Raw genomic sequence first — 17,843 nt, forward strand, 5'->3', positions numbered from 1 at the left:
TCTTGTTAGCCTAGCACTATTCAAATGATTTGGCTGTGCTGCAGATCAAGCAATATTTAAAAATTCTTTTCTGTCACCGCTTGCATGGGGTGTCTGGTGCCGTGCGCACATTGAAAAAGCGGTATGGCCGTGGTTGCCATACCGCCAGTTATCCAGCGTTGCCTGCGAAGACGCCGCGACGCGGCGATCCGGACGATCAGAATCGGTACATGGCGCCGATGCTGCCGAAAACATTGGTTTTCTGTGCAGTCAGCGGGCTGTCTTTGGCGTCGCCGAACAGGCGGTTGACGCCTACGGTGGTCAGGGCCGACCAATTGCTGCTGATTTGATAGCTCCAGACGGAGAACAGCGAGGCAGACTTGAAGCCGGCCGAAGGTGAATAGGCGGAGAGGCCGGCCTGGCTGCTAAGCGCTTCTTCCTGGGTGACGCCAAACCAGGTTTTCATCGCGCTGCGGCTATTCCATTGCGTATCGACGCCAATGCGAACATTATGCCGGCCGCTTTCCCAGGCGGCGTAGGATGCGCGTAGTTCAACGACGCTGCCATAACCGGTATGCGCGGCTTTGCGGAAGGCGGCGCCCAGCGAGAGCGGGCCGGGCGTCCATTCCACGTACGCGCCGTAGCTGGCGTGGAAATGGATGTTGTCCAGGCCTTCGGTGCGCGCAGTGCGGCTGGCTTTGCGGCCCAGATCCATGCCGACGAACACACCGGCTTCCACATCCTGCGACAGATGGGTTTTCAGGCCCATGGCAGGCAAGCCGGCGCGCGGGGTAATGAAGAAATTGCCGGACTGATAATTGATGAGTGGCAGGGGCACGACCCGGTAGGTGCTGGAGCCTTCATACACCGGGATGACGGCGACGCCTGCGCCAATGTAGTTGTCGGCCTGGGCGGTGGTGGTCAGGGTTAGGCAAGCAAGCGTGCTGGCGCTCAGGGCCAGGCGGCAGAAGTTCATGGATAGTCCTTCGAAGCGGGCCCGGAGGGCCGGGGTTCAGTGCGATGCAGCCGCTATTGTATCGGCGGTGCCGGGGCAAGGCTCGGGCGGCCGCGCGGATCATGACGGTTTTTTGCTCGAATGCCCTTTGTGGGTACGCAGTTGTGGTGGGAAAGCATCGTGCGCAGTGAGCGCTTTGCCATGAGTGGCCGGGGGCGGCGGTGCGCACTGGAAAGAAAGGAGGGGGGATGCGGATGTGGAAAGGCGAGCGGGGAGGGGGAAATGCATCAGGCAAATGAAAAAGGCGGAAAATCTTGCGATTTTCCGCCTTTTGGAATTAAGTGGTGCCCAGGAGAGGACTCGAACCTCCACACCCGAAGGCACTAGTACCTGAAACTAGCGCGTCTACCAATTCCGCCACCTGGGCACTGCATTGCTGTTATGCTTCCAGCAATTTCCTGCATGCTGCGCATATTACACTAGAAATCTTCCTAATGGAAGCCCGTCTAACCTTTTGCAGCTTGTTTAGCGACTCTCGTAGAACAGTGCGCTAAACTGCGGAAGCTGCGCATTATAGAAGAGAATTTTTTATTTTGGCAAATAGAACGCAAAGAAGTGGGGCAAGGCCCCGTAGAACAGCCGTTGATGCGGCTGAGCAGGCCGTTGCGCCGGTAACGACAGGTGTGCACGTGCCTCCGGATTTTGATCCGGATGTGCCCAGCCGCGAGAAATTGCTGGCAGCCCTGCGCGCCGCAGGCGAGCCCTTGACGCCGGATGAGCTGGCGCGTCAATTGAATGTCGTGCGTGAAGCGACGCGCCGTGGCTTTGATCGCCGCCTGGCTGCCATGGAACGCGACGGCCAGCTGCACACCAACCGCAAGGGGGTGTTGTTGTTGGCAAATAAACTGGATTTTGTTGCAGGCCGGGTACAGGGCCATCGCGACGGTTTCGGCTTTTTGATTCCTGATGCCGGTGGCCAGGATCTGTTCCTGTCGCCCCGTGAAATGCGCAAGGTGCTGCATGGCGACCGGGTGCTGGTGAAGCCGACCGGGGAATACCGGGGCAAGCCGGAAGGGGTGATTGTCGAAGTGCTGGAACGCCGCACCAATCGACTGGTTGGCCGCTTTCTGAATGAAAGCGGTGTGAATATCGTGGTTCCCGAAGATCAGCGCATCAAGCACGATGTGCTGGTGCCGCCGGCAGAAACCGGTGGTGCTGAACCGGGTCAGGTCGTGACGGTGGAGATCATCGCCCAGCCTTCGCGCCACAGCCAGCCGCTGGGCCGGGTGGTAGAGGTGCTGGGGCAGGTGGATGACCCCGGCATGGAAATCGAAATCGCGGTGCGTAAGTTCGATGTGCCGGTCGATTTTTCCGATGCGGGCGCTGCGCAGGCGGATCGGACGCCGGACAGCGTGCGCCGCTCTGATTTGAAAGGGCGCTTCGATTTGCGCGATGTGCCGTTCATCACGATTGATGGCGAGGACGCACGCGACTTCGATGACGCGGTCTATGCGGAAGAGATTGAACTAGGCTCGGAAAAGCGCCGCCGTCCGGGCTGGCGCCTGCTGGTGGGCATCGCCGATGTCAGTCACTACGTGCGCGACGGGGATGCGCTGGATGTGGATGCCCGCGAGCGCGGCACCAGCGTGTATTTCCCGCGCCGGGTGATTCCCATGCTGCCCGAAGCCTTGTCCAACGGCATTTGTTCGTTGAACCCCGGTGTGGACCGGCTGGTGCTGGTTTGCGATATGGTCATTCCGGCGACGGGTGCCAAGGCCGGCCAGGTAACGGCCTACCAGTTCTATAACGCGGTGATTCATTCGCATGCCCGCACGACCTATAACCAGGTCTGGGAAGGCTTGCAGCATCCGGAAGGCCCGGCAGGCAGGTTCCTGGGCGAGCGACTGAAGGATGTCCAGTCCCTGTATGAACTGTATCGCCTGCTGGCGCAGGCGCGCGTCAAGCGCGGCGCCATTGATTTCGACACGGTAGAGACACGCATTGTTTGCAACGCCCTGGGGCGCATCGAGCAGATTGTGCCGATGGTGCGCAATGATGCCCACAAGCTGATTGAAGAGTGCATGCTGGCGGCCAATACCTGCGCCGCGGATTTCATGCAGCGCAGCAAGCATCCGGGTCTGTATCGCATTCACGAAGGCCCCAGCAACGAACGCCTGCAGGCCTTGCGCGAGTTTCTGCGCTTGCAGGGGCTGACACTGGGGGGCGGTGACGAGCCGCGCCCTGCGGATTATCTGGCCCTGCTGGAGTCCGTGCGCGCCCGGCCGGATTATGGTCTCTTGCAGACCATGTGCCTGCGCTCCATGCAGCAGGCCATCTATGGCCCGGACAATGTCGGCCACTTTGGCCTGGCCTATCCCTCCTATACCCATTTCACCTCGCCCATCCGACGTTATCCGGATTTGCTGACGCATCGCGTCATCAAAAGCCTGCTGGACGGCAAGCGCTATGTGCCGCACCTGGAAGGCCAGATGCCGGCAAGCACCGTGCGCGAAAAGCGGGCGCAGGAGCACGATACCTGGGAGCGCCTGGGCCTGATGCTGTCGGCAACCGAGCGTCGCGCCGATGAGGCTTCGCGTGATGTGGAAGCCTGGCTGAAGTGCTGGTTCGTGAAGGAGCGCGTGGGTGAAAGCTTCAGCGGCCGGGTCACGGGCGTGGCCAGCTTCGGTATTTTCGTGACGCTGGATGGCCTGCACGTGGAAGGGATGGTGCATGTCTCTGAGCTTGGAACCGAATACTTCCAGTTCAATGAAGCCTTGCACGAACTGCGGGGCGAGCGTACCGGCATGCGTTACCGCCTGACCGACGCGGTGCAGGTGCAGGTGGCTCGTGTGGATCTGGAAGCGCGCCGCATCGAATTCCGGCTGGAGAAAAGCACCAGCTACGATGCGCTGCGCAAGGTGGCTCGCAAGAGTGCTGACGAAGAACCCAGGCGCGTTCGCAAGGCAGCGGCTCCCAAGCCATCGGAATTGAAAGGAACTGCTTCGCAACGTCGTGCCGCCGCAGCCAAAGCGCTGAGGGCGGAACGCACCGCGGGGCAGGCGAAGAAACAGTCCGCCAAGCAGGCTGGACGCAAGAGGCGTTGATATGGCAGCAGATGTACAGGTATTGGCAGGTTTTCATGCGGTGGCAGCGCGTTTGCGCCATGCGCCGGATTCCGTCAAAGAGGTTTATTACGATGCCCAGCGCCGCGACAAGCGCATGGGAACGCTGCTGGAGCAGGTGAAGCGGGCTGGGTGTGCTGCGCATGGCGTGCCCGCCGAGCGGCTGGATGGCCTGGCCAAGGGCCTGCGCCATCAAGGCCTGGTTGCCTTGGCCGACGCCAGGGTGCTGGCTGTCGATATCGACGAAGTACTGGACGAAATCGAAGGCCCGCCGCTGCTGCTGGTGCTGGATGGGGTGACGGACCCGCATAATCTCGGCGCCTGCCTGCGGACTGCGGACGCCGCTGGCGTGCATGCGGTGATTGCGCCGCGTGACCGGGCCGTCGGCCTGAATGCGACGGTGCAGCGGGTGGCTTGCGGCGCGGCCGATACCGTGCCGTACATCATGGTGACCAATCTGGCCCGCACCTTGCGCGCGCTCAAGGAGCGAGGAATCTGGGTAGTGGGAACGGATGACCAGGCGACGGAGACGATTCATGCCGTGGATGCCCGCCTGCCTACCGCCTGGGTGATGGGCGCAGAAGGCGAGGGCATGCGCCGGCTGACCCGTGAAACCTGCGACAGTCTGGTGAATATCCCCATGCTGGGCGCGGTGGAAAGCCTGAATGTGAGCGTGGCCAGCGCCGTATGTCTCTATGAGTCTGTGCGCCAGCGTCAGCAGGCGTAAACTATTTCGCTCTTCCTCCGTTGATGGCTGCCCTGGGGCAGCCCTATTACCGAACATGACCAAGCAGCAAGGCTTCACCACCACCATCCTGCACGCCGACAGGCTCTCCAATGTCGAACACGGCGCGGTTCACAAGCCCATGCATACCTCTTCGGAGTATGCCTATGCCGACGCCAGGGAGCTGGCAGCAGTGTTTCAGGGGAAGGCAGGCTTTACCTACGCGCGCCAGGGCACGCCGACGACGCAGGCCCTGGAGGCCAAGCTCAGTGCGATGGAGGGAGGGCAGGCCACCGTCACGTTTGCCACCGGCATGGCGGCATTGGCAGCCATCTTCACGACCTTGCTGCGCCAGGGCGATCACCTGGTGTCCAGCCGTCATGTGTTCGGCAATACCAACAGCCTGTTTTTGACGCTCAATGAAATGGGCGTGGATGTCACGTTGGTGGATGCGACGGATGCCGCCAATGTGGAAGCGGCTTTGCGTCCTGAAACCCGGATGGTCTTTACCGAAACCATTGCGAACCCTGGCACCCAGATCGCCGACTTGATGGCGATTGGTGAAATCTGCCGCCAGCGCGGCCTGGTGTATGTCATAGACAACACTTTGACTTCCCCCTGGCTGTTCCGGGGCAAGGATGCCGGTGCCGCGTTGGTCATGAATTCCTTATCGAAATATATCGGTGGCCATGGTCATGCCCTGGGGGGTTCCGTCACGGCGACCAGATGCTACGACTGGAAGGATTACCCCAATATTTTCGACAATTACCGGCAGGGGGATTCGCTGGGTTGGGGGCTGTTGCAGATCAAGAAAAAAGGCCTGCGCGACATGGGGGGAACGCTGGCTGCGGAGCCGGCGCACCGCATTGCCGTCGGCGCGGAAACCCTGTCCTTGCGGATGGATCGCGCCAGCAGCAATGCTTTGGCGCTGGCGCGCTTCCTGGAAGGCCATCCGCAGGTCGCCAAGGTGCATTATCCCGGGCTGGCCTCGCATCCTCAGCATGAGCGTGCCCGCAGCCTGTTTCGGGGCCGCTTTGGCGGCCTGATGGGCGTGGAACTGGCGCCAGGCCTGGATTGTTTTACATTCCTTAACCACTTGAGGGTTGTTGCCCTCTCGACTCACCTCGGTGATACCCGCACACTGGCACTGCCGGCGGCACATACCATTTATTATGAAATGGGTGCGGCACGCCGTGCTGAAATGGGAATTGCGGACAGTTTGATCCGGGTTTCGGTGGGCATTGAGGAGGAAGAAGACCTGATTGCCGATTTCGACCAGGGGCTGGCAGCAGCACGGGCCAGCATCCAGGACGTCTGAACGCAGTGCCGAAGCGCGTGTCAGGCCAAGGCTGGCGGCATTTTTTTTCTTGACAGTGCCGTCTGCCACAAGGCCTAATACGCATCTGCGTCTGCGATAAGCTGGTATGCCGACTGGCGGTGCAATCTGACTGGGCCGACGGCCGGCAGCGCTGTAAAGGAAGCAGCTTCTGCCAAGAGGATGCCTGCTTCGCGTAACGACAACTTCATACCTAATGAGGGGTAATTTCTAAATGAACAAGACCGAACTGATCGACCACATTGCCGGTGAAGCAGATATCTCCAAGGCTGCCGCTGGCCGTGCGCTTGACGCTTTCGTTGAGGCCGTGAAGGCTGCCCTCAAGCAAGGTGATTCGGTAACGCTGGTTGGCTTTGGCACGTTCGACGTGTCCGAGCGCTCCGAGCGTTCGGGCCGCAACCCGCGCACCGGCGAGGTCATCAAGATCGAATCCGCCAAGGTGCCCAAGTTCCGCCCGGGCAAGGCCCTGAAAGACGCGGTCAACTAAATCGCGCTTGGCGAGCGCTATACATTCATGTATAATGCTCGCTTTCGCTGTGACGCAAGGTCTGCTTGGAATCATTGCCAGCAGGCCGGCGCATCCGGCACGGATGGATGTTTAGCTCAGCTGGTAGAGCGGCGCCCTTACAAGGCGTAGGTCGGCGGTTCGAACCCGTCAACATCCACCAAGAATTCAGCAGTGAAGCAGGCACTTAAGGTAACTTAAGTGCCTTTTTTGCGTCTGCGTTTCTGCGTCCATGCTTTTTTGAATTCAGGCTTTTGTGTGGCTACCCGCCCCTCGGGGGGGGGCGAGTCTTTCCGCCTCGACGGTGATGGGCAAGGCTTCCGTGGATGTGGCGTGTCTGTCTAAGGGTCATCATCACACCCGGGACGGGTTTGCGCAATCTTTTGCACTTGTTGTGCTGCTGCGGCGCCCGGTTCGGCATGCGGCGTGCCCTCAGCGGGCGTCGCCAAATCGAGAATCTGCTATAAGTAACGCTGGTATCTCATTGATGGAGTTGGATATGCGAACAGAATTTCGGCCTTGCCGGGCACTGGGCTTGGCGCTTGGGGTTCTGCTGATATCGGGTTGCTCGACGCTGGGCCTGGGCAGTTCCTCGGATCGTGGCGGCAATTGTGAGGCGGACCCCAGCGCTTGCGCGTATGGGCCGGGCGAGCGGGAGTTCGCAGAGAAAGAGGCGGCACGACTGAACAAGGAGTCGGCAGCCAAGCTGCGCCGCAGTTCGCGGCGCTGAGCTGCTCCGAGGCGGCTTGAAGCGGTCTGATATATCCCGAGGGCGGTGTTGGGTCGCCTAAGGCGGCGATGGGGAGGGGAATCAGCCTGCGCCCACCATTTCAGACTCAGGCCTGGTGATCTCGTGCGTGGGGTTTTGCGGTGCTGCCATCCATGAAAGGCAGATGGCCGTATTCCACCAGTTCCAGCTGATTGCCGAAAGGATCCAGAAAATACTGGACGCGCAAGCCGGCGCAAGGGCCATCACTGATAACGATGGGGCCTTCCATGATGTGCAGGCCACGTTCGCGCAGAAATGCGATTGCGACATCCAGATCCTGCACTTTGAATGCAATATGGCCGAAACCGAGGTCGCAGTTGCGCGGCACCTGTGTGCTGCGGTTGTCGGGGCGGCTGAAGCAGAATAGTTCCAGCATCAGCTTGGGGCCCAGTGCCAGCATGGCAATGTCAAACCGGGCATCTTCGACGTTTTGATACGCCTCGGTCCAGTCACGGCCATCCGGCTGGCGGGGAAACTCCCGCGCATCGAATGGCCCCAGCCGATATAGCTCAGTGCCGCCAAAGGTTTCGCAATAAAAGCGCGAAGCGGCGGTCAGGTCCGCGACGGCCAGGCTGACATGGTCAATATGCTGCAGGCCGGGGAGGGTGTTGGGTGGGTTCACGAGTCTCGCTCCTGGTTCTTGCCCAGATGGTTGGGGCATATATTTTCATTTTGATAAATATAGTTCTTAATGAATTTGCCGGCCAGTATGGCAGCATGGGTCTGTCAGGTGGCTGAATGGAGGGCTGAACGACAGGGCGCGGCCCGTCTTGCGCGCGGGCGCTGCGGAGAGCAGAGGAAGAGGCAGGGAACAAGCAGAGGAAGAGGCGGGCGCTGGCTGGCCGTTTCTTGCCTGGCGCGGCGATGAATGGCAGCGGCTGTATGTGGCAGCGCCCGGCCGGCAAGAGAGGCCGGCCAGGCTTGGTCTTGCTAGGCGGGCCGGGCCTGCCAGTAGCGGCGCCAGGCGAAAATGGTCAGGGTCAGTGCGAAGGCGATGAACAGGCCACCGACGGCGCCCAGGCTGTTGATGTCATAGTGCAGCAGCACCGTACTGCCCATCAGCGCGCCGCCACCGATACCGATATTGAAGATGCCGGAGTAAATGGAGGTGGCCACATCGGCGGAGTCTGGTGCGCTGGCCAAGACCTTGGATTGCAGCCCCAGATAGACGATGGTCATGGAGGCGCCCCATACCAGGCAAAGGATGACGGTCGTGGTGGCCGTGACGGTGGCGAAGTTGAGCGCGAGCAGGCACAGCAGCAGTACGGCGAGCGGGCCGGCAAAAGCTTCGAAGGGATGGCGTGGCGCATGCCGGGTAAAGATCAGGGTGCCGACGATGCCGGCGCCGCCAATCACCAGCAGCAGCGATACCACGAAATTGTCGCTGAACCCGCCGACCCGCGTCATGAAGGGCGTGAAATAGGTGTAGGCCGTGAAATGTCCGGTGACGATGATCAGGGTCAGCAGGTAGGCCTGCAGCAAGGCGGGCCGCTTGAGCACATTCGACAGATTCTTCAGCGGCGCAGGGTTGGTGCTGGGCAGATTCGGCAGTAGCTTGCGCAGGGCCAGCATCACCAGCAGACTGATCGCAGCAATGCACATGAAGGTAATGCGCCAGCCGGTTTGATGGCCGAGCAGTGTGCCCAGCGGCACACCCAGCACCGTGGCCAGCGAACTGCCGGTCACAATCAGGCCCAGGCCTTTGGCCTGTTTGCCTTCCGGCGACAGGCGCACCGCCAGCGGGATGGAGATGGACCAGAAAATGGCGTGGCTACAGGCAATCCCAATACGGGCGGCCATCAGTGAGGCAAAACTCCAGGCAAACCCCGCGAGGATGTGGCTACCGATAAAGATTGCGAACAAAATCATCAGCAGGCGCCGGCGTTCCTGCGCGGCGGTCAGCAGCGTCAGCGGCAGCGAGAGAATGGCAACGGTCCAGGCGTATCCGGTCAGGAGCAGGCCGGTATGGGCGACATCCATGCCAAAGCTATGGGCGATGTCGGGTAGCAGGCCGATGGGAACGAATTCCGTTGTATTGAAGATGAATGCGGCCAAGGCCAGGCTGACAACAGGCAGCCAGTCACGCCAGCTTGGGGAAGGAGAGGTGTGCATGTGCGTGCAATGAAGATGGGGGCCGAGGCATTATAGAAGCGTCCCAGGGTTTGTACGGGGTTTCTATCCTGGGGCGCGGGGCCGATCCCGGACGGAATCGGCCATCCGGGCGGCCCAATCAAGTTGCCGGGGTGCCCTGGGCTGGGGCATGGCCGGGCTGGGCCGTCTCCGGTGCGGCAAAATCCTGCAGCAGCCAGTTGCGAAAGGTTTGCAGGGAAGGCAGGTGCTCATTGCGCGCAGGATAGACCAGAAAATAATTGCGGCGGCTTTGCACAGGCTCGAAGAGCTGCACCAGTTGCCCGCTGGCCAGTTCTTCGGTGACCAGCACCTGGGGAACCAGACCTACGCCCAGCCCGGCCGTCACGGCCTGGATCAAGTGGCCGGTCAGTTCAAAACTGGGCCCCATGCGCATGCGGCGGTGCTCCAGCCCATGCTTGTCGAACCACTCGCTCCAGGCTTCGGGGCGGGTGGTGATGCTGAGCAGCGGGTAGGCGAGGATGTCTGCCGGCGTGGCATGCTGTACCGATGGGACGGTTGCCGGGCTGGCGATGACGACGAATTGCTCTGCCTGCAGAGCGTGAGCACGAAGATCGGGCCAGGGCGCCGTGCCGCTGCCGGCGCAGATGGCGGCATCCAGATCGCTGGCGTTGAAGTCCGGCGGCGCAATGCGTGAATGCAGGTGGATCATGATGCCGGGGTGCTGTGCGTGAAAATCCGCCAGTCGCGGCATCAGCCACTTCGAGCCGAAGGTGGGCAGGACCGCCAAGTGCAGGGAGCCCTGGCCCGATTCATGCGCTAGCGCCTGTAGCGTCGCGCTGCGGATGCGGCCCAGCCCGGCAGCCAGTTCCCGCAGATAGAGTGCGCCTACGGCGGTGAGTTCGATCTGGCGTCCATGGCGCACCAGCAGATTCAGGCCCAGGGTTTGCTCCAGCGCCTGTACTTGCCGGCTGACGGCACTCTGCGTCAAGCCGAGTTCTTCGGCGGCGCGGGTGAAACTCAGGTGGCGTCCGGAGGCTTCAAAGGCAGTCAGCAAGGACATGGAGGGGGTCAGTTTACGTGGGTTCATTCATAAAACTCATGCAAAGCGGGCATAAAATCCATTTTGCATTCTATCCCTGAAGTCGCACAATAGCGCCATCGCAGCACGCATGGCGCATGGGAAATGCTGCACCTGGCTGCCTGCCGGGGCAAGTTCCCCGGGCAGTATGAGCGTGATTTGCGATTCATTCACATTTGTCATCTACTATTATTCACCGGATAGCTGTGTCCAGCGCGGGCGTCGCCCAAGCCGCTGGCCCCAGCTGTCCGGCAGGCCAAGCCCATGATTGCTACCCTTCCTGTAGAGCGCAAGCTCGCTTCTCATTGCCATGCTTTCCTCGATGCACTGGCCCGTAGCGGCTTTGAAGGGGATATCGCACGCGATGATGCCATGCTGACGGTGCTGTCCACGGATAACTCCGTGTATCAACGCTTTCCTCAGGCTGCGGTATTCCCGCGCCACGCGGAGGATGTGCAGCGTCTGGCACGGCTGGCCGATCAGGCGGAGTTCCAGCAGGTTGTACTGACGCCCCGAGGCGGCGGCACCGGAACCAACGGCCAGTCGCTGACTGATGGCATTGTGGTGGATGTGTCGCGCCACATGAATCAGATTCTGGATATTGATGTGGCCGCCCGGCGGGTGCGGGTGCAGGCTGGCGTCGTGAAGGATCAGTTGAACGCCGCGCTCAAGCCTTTGGGGCTGTTCTTTGCGCCGGAACTGTCCACCTCGAACCGGGCCACCCTGGGCGGAATGATCAATACGGATGCTAGCGGGCAGGGCAGTTGCCGCTACGGCAAGACACGCAATCACGTGCTGGAGCTGGATTATGTGCTGCTGGGCGGGCAGCGGATTGCCAGCCATGTCGTCGATGATGATGAGCTGGCGCGCCGTTGCGGCCTGCCGGGCCGCGCCGGTCTGGTGCACCGTGTGGCCAAGGATATTTTCGATCGCCATCATGAGCGTATCGTGGCGGGCTTCCCGCCCCTGAACCGTTGCCTGACGGGCTATGACCTGGCGCACCTGCGCGAAGCCGACGGCCGTTTCAACCTCAATAGCGTGCTCTGCGGCGCGGAAGGGTCGCTGGGCTTTGTCGTGGAAGCCACGCTCAATGTGCTGCCGATTCCCAAGCATTCGGTACTGGTCAATGTCCAGTACGCGGGCTTCATGGATGCGCTGCGCGATGCGCGCGCGCTGATGGCAACCGAGCCGCTGTCCATCGAAACCGTGGATTCCAAAGTGCTCGGGCTGGCGATGAAGGATATCGTCTGGCACAGCGTGGCGGAGTTCTTCCCGGAGCAGGAGAGCGGCCCCGCCCTGGGGATCAATCTGGTTGAGTTCAGCGACGATGACCCGGTGGCTTTGCAGGCCATGGTGGATCGTTTCCTTGAGGTGCTGCGGACGGATCACAGTGTGCGCCGCCTGGGCTATACCCTGGCCGAGGGGCGCGAGAACGTGACCAAGGTCTATGGGATGCGCAAGCGTGCCGTCGGCTTGCTGGGGAATGCGCAAGGAGAGGCGCGGCCGCAGCCGTTTGTTGAGGATGCCGCGGTGCCCCCCGAAAACCTCCCGGAGTTCATTGCAGAGTTCCGGGCATTGCTGGATGGCCACGGGCTGCAATACGGCATGTTTGGCCACGTGGACGCGGGCGTGTTGCATGTCCGCCCGGCGCTGGATATGAAAGACACCGCCCAGGCGGCATTGTTGCGGCCGATTTCGGATGCCGTGGCGGCGCTGGCGCAGCGGTATGGCGGGCTGCTGTGGGGGGAGCATGGCAAGGGCGTGCGTTCCGAGTATGCCCCCAAGTTCTTTGGCGAGCTGTACCCGCTGCTGCAATCGTTGAAGACGGCCTTTGACCCGCGCAATCAGCTGAATCCGGGCAAGATTGCGACGCCGACGGCGGCAACCAAGCCTTTGTTGCGCATTGACGGGGTGCCGCTGCGGGGCGACCGCGACCGCGAAATCGACGAACGAGTCTGGCGCAGCTATGGCGCTGCCATGCACTGCAACGGCAATGGCGCCTGCTACAACTACGATCCGGACGATGCCATGTGCCCGTCCTGGAAGGCCACGCGCGACCGGGTGCATTCGCCCAAGGGGCGCGCCTCTTTGATGCGGGAATGGCTGTGGCGCCAGCAGAAGGAAGGCGTGGATGTGCTGGAAAGCGCGCAGGCCGCACGTCGTCAGCCGCTGTGGCGCAGTTTGCCGGCCAAGGCAGGCAACGCCTGGCGGCGCTGGCGTGGCGAGCAGGATTTCTCGCACGAGGTGTACGATGCCATGGCGGGTTGCCTGGCCTGTAAGTCCTGTAGCGGCCAGTGTCCCATCAAAGTGGATGTGCCGGCGTTCCGCTCGCGCTTCCTGGAGCTGTATCACAGCCGCCATTTCCGCCCGCTGAAGGATTATCTGGTCGGTTCGCTGGAATCGACGGTTCCGACGCTGGCGCGCTACCCCAAAGCCTATAACGCGGTCATGGGCGCGGGCCTGACGCGCAAGCTGCTGGCACGCACGGCAGGTTTGTCGGATAGCCCATTGCTGGATACGCGGAATTTTGGCGCTATCCGGCAGCAGTGGCAGGCCGAGCTGGCTACGCCCCAGCGTTTGGCGGCCCTGAGCCCGGCTGAGCGGGCACGCAGCGTGGTGTTGGTGCAGGATGCCTTTACCCGCTATTTCGATACCGGGGTATTGGCGGACTGGATGGCCTTGGTGTCCATGCTCGGTTTCCGGGTGTACCTGGCGCCGTTCATGCCCAACGGCAAACCCATGCAGGTGCAGGGTTTCCTGAAGGGTTTTGAAAAGGCCGCCCGGCGTAATGCCGCACGGCTCAAGGCATTGGCAGCCAGCGGGGTGCCGCTGGTGGGGCTGGATCCCGCCATGACGTTGACCTATCGCCAGGAGTACCTGCGTTTGCTTGGCGAGGATGCGCCGGAAGTGAAATTGCCGCAGGAATGGCTGCTGGATGTGCTGCCCGCGCAGGCGGCGGATGGCATCGTGGACGAGCAGCCTTATCTGCTGATGGCCCACTGCACGGAAAAGACCAATGCGCCGGCCAGCGTGGATGTTTGGAAAAAAGTCTTCGAAAGGTTTGGGCTTATTCTGAAAGTACAGGCAAGCGGATGTTGCGGAATGTCAGGGACTTACGGCCATGAAACCCGTAATCAGCAGACCTCAAGGGTGATTTTCTCGCAGTCATGGGAGCCTGTCTTAATTAGCAATGGCGCGACTTCGCGGGTTTTGGCGGATGGCTACTCCTGCCGCAGCCAGGTCAAGCGCTTCTCTCCCTACGAGACACGGCATCCGTTGCAGGCGTTACGTGATCATGTGCAGCAAAGGGTGCACATAAGTTCAGGTGCAGCTATTATTGAGGCTCAGTTAAACACTACAGAATTGTCTGTCTCAATATCATCATGACGATCAGCCCACGTGAAGATCTCGCGCAGTACGAGCAAACCGCCAACCTGGCGGTCCGTTCCGCTGCAGAAACCCCAGGCCGTAATGCCGAATCCGGCTCGCGCCCCGGTGCCGCCAAGGGCAAGAGCGGTAGTTTGGCAGCCAAGGCGCTGTGTCAGTTCTTGGATGCCGATGCCGAGCAGGCCGCCGCATTGCTGCGTGCCGCAGGCAATCCGCGCCGCTTGCTGGTGCTTTGCCTGCTGATAGAAAACGAGGAAATGTCGGTGGGCAGCTTGCTGGAACACCTGGACCTCAGCCAGTCGGCCTTGTCCCAGCATCTGGCCCGCATGCGCGAAGAAGGGCTGGTGACTTACCGCCGTTCTTCGCAGACGCTGTATTACCGCATAGATGATGAACGCGTGCGCCAGCTGATCGCCGCGCTCAAGGAAATCTATAGCCCGCAGCAGGCTTGAGTGCCTGACGCCTGAGCTTGCTGCAGGCGTCGCATCTATTCCGGGGTTTCGTCGCTGGCGCCGGCATCCGTGAAGCTGCTGCGCTGTATGCCGTGGCGCTGCAGCTTGTCATAGAACGTTTTGCGCGGAATTCCCAAGGCGGCAATCGTATCTTTGACGCTACCTCGACAGGCCGCCAAGGTCTGTTTGATCACTTGCGCCTCATAGTGCTCCATGCGGGCCGGCAGCGTCAGGCCGGCAGGCAGCGTGGCGGCGGCGTCATGCTGGGTGAGGCCCAGCACATGGCGTTCCGCGTAATGTGCCAGTTCCCGGACATTGCCCGGCCAGTCATGCATTTCCAGCTGTGCCAGTGTTTGCGCACTGGGCGGCGGCGCAGGACGGGAAAATTTCCGCCCTGCGAGCGCACAGAAGTGCGCAAACAGCAGCGGAATATCTTCGCGCCGTTCACGGAGCGGTGGCAGTCGCAGAGTAATGACGTTGAGCCGGTAGTACAGGTCCGCGCGAAAGCTGGCCCGCTGCGCGGGATCGCCCAGGTCAACCTTGCTGGCGGCGACGACGCGCAGATCCACCTCCCGTTCTTCATTGCTGCCCAGCGGTTGTACCTTGCGGTTTTCCAGTACGCGCAGCAAGCGTGTCTGGGCGGCCAGCGGCATGCTTTCGATTTCGTCCAGGAATAAGGTGCCGCGGCTGGCGTGTTCGATCAGGCCGGTACGGCGTTTTTGCGCGCCGGTGAACGCGCCGGCTTCGTGGCCGAATAATTCGCTTTCGATAATGTTTTCCGGCAGGGCGCCGCAATTTACGGCCACCAGACGGTGGGGCGCACGTTTGCTCCAGCGGTGCAGCAAGGTGGCGACGACTTCCTTGCCGCTGCCGGTTTCCCCTTCGATCAGGACATCGGCGTCGGCGTCGGCGATATGCCGCAGCGTGTTGCGCAACAGGACCATGACTGCCGATTCGCCCAGCAGCGGCGGGCCGCTGGTGTCGCTTTGCAGGGCCCGCTGCAGTTGGCGATTTTCAATGCACAGGCGGCGTTGGGTGGCGGCATGCCTGGCTGTGGTCAGCAGCTGGTCGGGCGCATAGGGCTTGGTGAGGAAATCATAGGCGCCTTCCTGCATGGCTTGAACCGCCATTTCAATCGTGCCATGGCCCGTGATGAGGATTACGGGCAGTTCCGGGTCGCGGGCGCGCAGGGCGTGGAAGAGTTCGATGCCATCCATGCCGGGCATGCGGATGTCGCTGATGATGGCGCCGGGATAGTCGGGAGGCAGCTGATCCAGGGCTTGCTGCGCGTTGGTGAAGGCTGCGACCTCAAACCCTGCCAGTTCCAGGCTCTGGGCGGTTGCGGCCAGCAGGTCGGGGTCGTCGTCGATGAAGGCGATGTGCAGGGTCATGAGTGGCTGAGTGGCAGGGTAATGACGAAATGCGCGCCTGAGCCGGGCTGGGAGCGTTCTTCCAGTTTGCCGCCGCAGGCATGAATGATGTCGTGGGAAATCAGCAGGCCCAGCCCCAGGCCGTCCCGGCGTCCGGAGGCAAACGGCATGAAAAGACGTTGGCGCATGTCGGCGGCGATGCCGGGGCCATTGTCTTGCAAATGAATTTCCGCCATGCCGTCATGAGCGCGGGCATGAATGCGGATGCATCCGTTCGGGGTGCCTGTGAGTGCATCCAGGGCATTGCGGATCAGGTTGGTGAATACCTGTTCCAGGCGTACTTGCGCAGCGCGTACGGTGAGGCGAGGATGAACCCCGTGGATATCCAGTTCGACGCCCTGGCGCCGGGCGCGGTGGGCCAGCAGCAGCAAGGCGTTGTCCAGCGCGTCGCGAATGCTGATGTCTGCGCTTTCGTCGGCGGTCTTGCGCGAATAATGGCACAGCTGCGAGGTGATCAGGCCGATGCTGTGGGTCAATTGGTCTATGGCGTCCAGGGTGCGGGTGACGCCCGCCGGATCCTGGCGTTCCAGATAGGTGCGGCTGTTGGCGGCATACATGCGCAGTGCGGCAACCGGCTGGTTGATCTCGTGCGCGACGCCTGCGGCGATCTGGCCCAGGAAGGAGAGCTTGTCTGCTTGTTCCAGCTGTTCGCGCAGTTCACGCGCTTTGGCTCGGGACGCCTGCAGGGCCTGCATTTCATTTTCCAGTTGCCGGTTGGCCTGGCGCAGCGCTTCCGTGCGTTCTTGTACGAGGTGTTCCAGTTCGCGGCGCTGGCTGAGCTGCTGCAGCGCGTTTTCGCGGGCACGCTGGTTGCGTTGCAGCCACAGTGCGGCCAGCGCCAGCAATGCGAAGACTGCCAGCAGGGCGGTCAGTCTGGCAGTCGCTGCCTGGCTGGCGAGCTGGCTGCGCGTGGCGGCGAGCGCGTGCAGCGTCCAATGGCTGTCGCCAATGGGGATGCGTGCTTCGAGATAGGTTTCCACCGTGTCTTGCAGCAGGGCGTAGCTGCCATGTTGTTCCTGCCGGAAGGGCAGGGGTTGCAGTGATGCGTCACCGAAAGGCTGGGCAGTTTTCAGCGCGCTCATGCGTTCGGTCGGGAGCGGGGTGTCGGTAAGGAAGCGCCATTCCGGCCGGCTGCTGAGGATGACGACGCCGTCGGCATCGGTGACGAACAGCGTGTCTGGGTAGTGCTGCCATTCTTGTTCGAGTTGCAGGAATTCCAGTTTGGCGATGATGACGCCGGCATCCGGGCTGTCGGCCTGGCCCAGGCGGCGCGAGAAGTAGAGGCCCGGCCTTTGGCTGGAGGTGCCCAGCGCGAAGTATTCGGCGTGTCCGTGGCGCAGTGCGTCAGTGACATAGGGGCGGAACAGGAAGTTTTGTCCGACGAAGTTTTCCGGGCGTTGCCAGTTGCTGGCCGCCAGGGTCAGCCCCTGGGCGTTGACGAGGTAGAGCACGCTGGCCCCGGTTTCTTGCGCCAGGTCGGCCAGTTTTCGGTTCAGTGCAGTGACAGCAGATGCGTCGGCCTGGCCAGAGAGTACCTGTTGGAATTCCGGGTCTTGTGCGAGGACGAAAGGCAGGGCACGGTACTTGTTGCGGATGTTGCCGATGACATCCGCTTGGCTGCGGGCCAGACTGTTGAGCCTTTCCTGTAGGCCGTCCAGGGTGGTCGTGCGGCTGGCGTTGCCCGCCAGCCAGAAGGCGATGAGCAGTGCGGCCAGCCCGGCCAGCCCGAGGATCAGCCATTCGCGGCGCATGGGGCGAGCCAGGGCTGAGGGCGTGGAGACGGCATGGTGAGAGGCGGCCGGGGACATATCAGGCGTTGGGTGTGCGGGTTTTCGCACTTTTTCTGTTTGGCTGTGTGGATTTTCGCACAAATTGTCGGGGCTGAATGGGATGCGAGCGGCTGGGATTGATGTGGGTCAGGTGATGTCCCCTGCGGGGATGCGGGTTTTCGAAGGTTTGTCAGGAATTTCTACTATTGGCACGAAATTTGCTTGAGTGCGCCGAAGCAGAAACCG

13 protein-coding genes and 2 tRNA genes are annotated in these 17,843 nt (G+C 61.7%); 8 read left to right on the forward strand and 7 right to left on the reverse strand.

What is annotated here, in order from left to right; genetic code table 11:
- Positions 1 to 196 precede the first annotated feature (196 nt).
- Together ACNA1V_RS01625 and ACNA1V_RS01630 are read right to left on the reverse strand one after the other, a co-directional pair.
- Positions 197 to 955, reverse strand: a complete 759-nt coding sequence (locus ACNA1V_RS01625) for a MipA/OmpV family protein (RefSeq protein ID WP_415831838.1) — start codon at positions 953 to 955, stop codon at positions 197 to 199.
- Positions 956 to 1,276: 321 nt separating this feature from the next.
- A tRNA-Leu gene (locus ACNA1V_RS01630) sits at positions 1,277 to 1,361 on the reverse strand.
- 262 nt (positions 1,362 to 1,623) lie between these two features.
- Between ACNA1V_RS01630 and rnr the strand changes: the two genes are divergently transcribed.
- The 6 genes from rnr to ACNA1V_RS01660 all read left to right on the forward strand — a co-directional run bounded on the left by rnr (position 1,624) and on the right by ACNA1V_RS01660 (position 7,351).
- Complete coding sequence (gene rnr / locus ACNA1V_RS01635; RefSeq protein WP_415831839.1) at positions 1,624 to 4,038, forward strand: ribonuclease R; 2,415 nt, start codon at positions 1,624 to 1,626, stop codon at positions 4,036 to 4,038.
- A 1-nt stretch (position 4,039) separates the two neighbouring features.
- Positions 4,040 to 4,783, forward strand: a complete 744-nt coding sequence (gene rlmB, locus ACNA1V_RS01640) for a 23S rRNA (guanosine(2251)-2'-O)-methyltransferase RlmB (protein ID WP_415831840.1) — start codon at positions 4,040 to 4,042, stop codon at positions 4,781 to 4,783.
- Between the two features lie 55 nt (positions 4,784 to 4,838).
- Positions 4,839 to 6,098, forward strand: coding sequence for a cystathionine gamma-synthase family protein (locus ACNA1V_RS01645; RefSeq protein ID WP_415831841.1), 1,260 nt, complete (start codon positions 4,839 to 4,841; stop codon positions 6,096 to 6,098).
- A 232-nt stretch (positions 6,099 to 6,330) separates the two neighbouring features.
- Positions 6,331 to 6,603, forward strand: a complete 273-nt coding sequence (locus tag ACNA1V_RS01650; protein ID WP_068369645.1) for an HU family DNA-binding protein — start codon at positions 6,331 to 6,333, stop codon at positions 6,601 to 6,603.
- A 105-nt stretch (positions 6,604 to 6,708) separates the two neighbouring features.
- Positions 6,709 to 6,784: transfer RNA gene (locus ACNA1V_RS01655), tRNA-Val, on the forward strand.
- Positions 6,785 to 7,120: 336 nt separating this feature from the next.
- Positions 7,121 to 7,351 carry a hypothetical protein gene (locus ACNA1V_RS01660; protein ID WP_415831842.1) on the forward strand — a complete coding sequence of 77 codons (231 nt, stop codon included), beginning with the start codon at positions 7,121 to 7,123 and terminating at the stop codon, positions 7,349 to 7,351.
- 106 nt (positions 7,352 to 7,457) lie between these two features.
- Here the strand turns inward: ACNA1V_RS01660 and ACNA1V_RS01665 are convergent, their stop codons facing one another.
- From ACNA1V_RS01665 to ACNA1V_RS01675, 3 genes are all read right to left on the reverse strand, one after another.
- The gene (locus ACNA1V_RS01665) at positions 7,458 to 8,012 is read right to left on the reverse strand and encodes a VOC family protein (protein ID WP_415831843.1); all 555 of its coding nucleotides are present in this window, start codon (positions 8,010 to 8,012) and stop codon (positions 7,458 to 7,460) included.
- A gap of 308 nt (positions 8,013 to 8,320) precedes the next feature.
- Complete coding sequence (locus ACNA1V_RS01670; RefSeq protein WP_415831844.1) at positions 8,321 to 9,502, reverse strand: sugar transporter; 1,182 nt, start codon at positions 9,500 to 9,502, stop codon at positions 8,321 to 8,323.
- A 118-nt stretch (positions 9,503 to 9,620) separates the two neighbouring features.
- Positions 9,621 to 10,568, reverse strand: a complete 948-nt coding sequence (locus ACNA1V_RS01675; protein ID WP_415831845.1) for a LysR substrate-binding domain-containing protein — start codon at positions 10,566 to 10,568, stop codon at positions 9,621 to 9,623.
- 255 nt (positions 10,569 to 10,823) lie between these two features.
- On the opposite strand from ACNA1V_RS01675, the gene ydiJ reads away from it, so the two are divergent.
- A complete protein-coding gene (gene ydiJ / locus ACNA1V_RS01680) occupies positions 10,824 to 13,946 on the forward strand; it encodes a D-2-hydroxyglutarate dehydrogenase YdiJ (RefSeq protein ID WP_415831846.1) in 3,123 nt (1,040 codons plus the stop codon).
- Between the two features lie 134 nt (positions 13,947 to 14,080).
- Positions 14,081 to 14,398 (forward strand): ArsR/SmtB family transcription factor, encoded by a 318-nt coding sequence (locus ACNA1V_RS01685; RefSeq protein ID WP_415832020.1) that lies wholly within the window; start codon positions 14,081 to 14,083, stop codon positions 14,396 to 14,398.
- 35 nt (positions 14,399 to 14,433) lie between these two features.
- On the opposite strand, the gene ACNA1V_RS01690 is transcribed toward ACNA1V_RS01685, so the two are convergent.
- Together ACNA1V_RS01690 and ACNA1V_RS01695 are read right to left on the reverse strand one after the other, a co-directional pair.
- A complete protein-coding gene (locus tag ACNA1V_RS01690) occupies positions 14,434 to 15,789 on the reverse strand; it encodes a sigma-54-dependent transcriptional regulator (protein ID WP_415831847.1) in 1,356 nt (451 codons plus the stop codon).
- Positions 15,786 to 17,579, reverse strand: coding sequence for a sensor histidine kinase (locus ACNA1V_RS01695; protein WP_415831849.1), 1,794 nt, complete (start codon positions 17,577 to 17,579; stop codon positions 15,786 to 15,788). The genes ACNA1V_RS01690 and ACNA1V_RS01695 overlap by 4 nt, the downstream gene beginning before the upstream one ends.
- Positions 17,580 to 17,843 lie beyond the last annotated feature (264 nt).

The organism is Kerstersia similis (genome assembly GCF_965139615.1).
Lineage (GTDB): Bacteria > Pseudomonadota > Gammaproteobacteria > Burkholderiales > Burkholderiaceae_B > Kerstersia > Kerstersia similis.